This window comes from Paenibacillus ihuae, assembly GCF_001368795.1.
In the GTDB taxonomy this organism is placed as follows: Bacteria; Bacillota; Bacilli; order Paenibacillales; family Paenibacillaceae; genus Paenibacillus_AQ; species Paenibacillus_AQ ihuae.
This window is the reverse complement of sequence record NZ_LN831198.1, coordinates 3991496-3992491: the sequence shown is the minus strand read 5'-3', so window position 1 is coordinate 3992491 and position 996 is coordinate 3991496. Positions and strand designations below refer to the sequence as shown.

The 996-nt window shown below is 47.4% G+C and carries 1 protein-coding gene; it reads right to left on the bottom strand.

Annotation, left to right across the window (positions count from 1 at the left end; genetic code table 11):
- Positions 1-409: 409 nt before the first annotated feature.
- Positions 410-976, bottom strand: coding sequence for a GNAT family N-acetyltransferase (locus tag AQR02_RS18470; RefSeq protein ID WP_245237540.1), 567 nt, complete (start codon positions 974-976; stop codon positions 410-412).
- Positions 977-996 lie beyond the last annotated feature (20 nt).

Sequence of the window (996 nt, the reverse complement as noted above, 5' to 3'; positions counted from 1 at the left end):
GTCTGAGCGACGTTGAATTCGAATTTTAATATTAAAGCCGCCGCAGTGAAAACTGCGGCGGCTTTTTTTGGGTGGGGTATATTAAACTTTGAGATCTGTTGCAGAAAGTGTACGTTTCGTCTATTGATTATCTGAATTACGACGTGCAATTGTGGGATCAGCAAATCCATCAGCCACTTTTCCTTAACTGTTTATTTTTTAGGTTAAATCAATATAGAGGGAAAACCTCCACCTAAACTTCTTGGTTTCACCAAAAATGGACCTTTAGATGGAAAAAGTCACGCTAATTTTCCGGAAGATGCTGATTTGAGCGAGCATGTGAGGTATTAGTGGGAGGATATCCCACTAGTTTCTCTCTGCTTTCTCCTGGAGAAATTTAGATGGAGAAAATCCCGCTGCTGTGCCGGTTTTATTTTGAGGACGGACGGTAGGCTTTTTTGTGGAAATTATTAATATAGCGGAACAGGGACTCACCCTTATCCTCCACCTGTACGCTCTGCTCCAGCGGCTTCAGCATGGCCTGATACGGCTCCGGCACCCAGATATACTGATGCACATAAGGGGTTAGGATGAAGCCGTTTTTCTCCCAGAAGTGAATACGCTGTGCATGAGTCTCCGAGTTTCCGGATTCCGCCTCTATAATGACGCCCTGTACGTTATTAGCTTTTTTTGCCCAGTCTATGATCAGATCCAGAAACACCGTTCCGGCCCCCTGGCCGCGCAGCTCCCGGCTGACCGCCAGATAATCTATAATAAGACGCTTACCCTCGGCTCCATCAATCATTCCCGTTACAGCCATTGCGGCTGCTCGTCCATCTATAAGGCCTGCATGGATTTGGGCAATTCCCCGGTCCAGCATACTGCGCAGGATGCCTTCCGGTTTCGCTCCGCTGGGAAAAGCCTCCCGGTATACCGGCTCGATGGATCTCCACAGCTTATCATCCCAATGTGCAGTCGTATTTAGCTCCATGTTCATCATAAGTCGCCTCCAATTTC

What these genes read in the sequence shown, in the direction of transcription:
- AQR02_RS18470 (WP_245237540.1), bottom strand. Translation starts at nt 976, where the DNA reads ATGAACATGGAGCTAAATACGACTGCACATTGGGATGATAAGCTGTGG.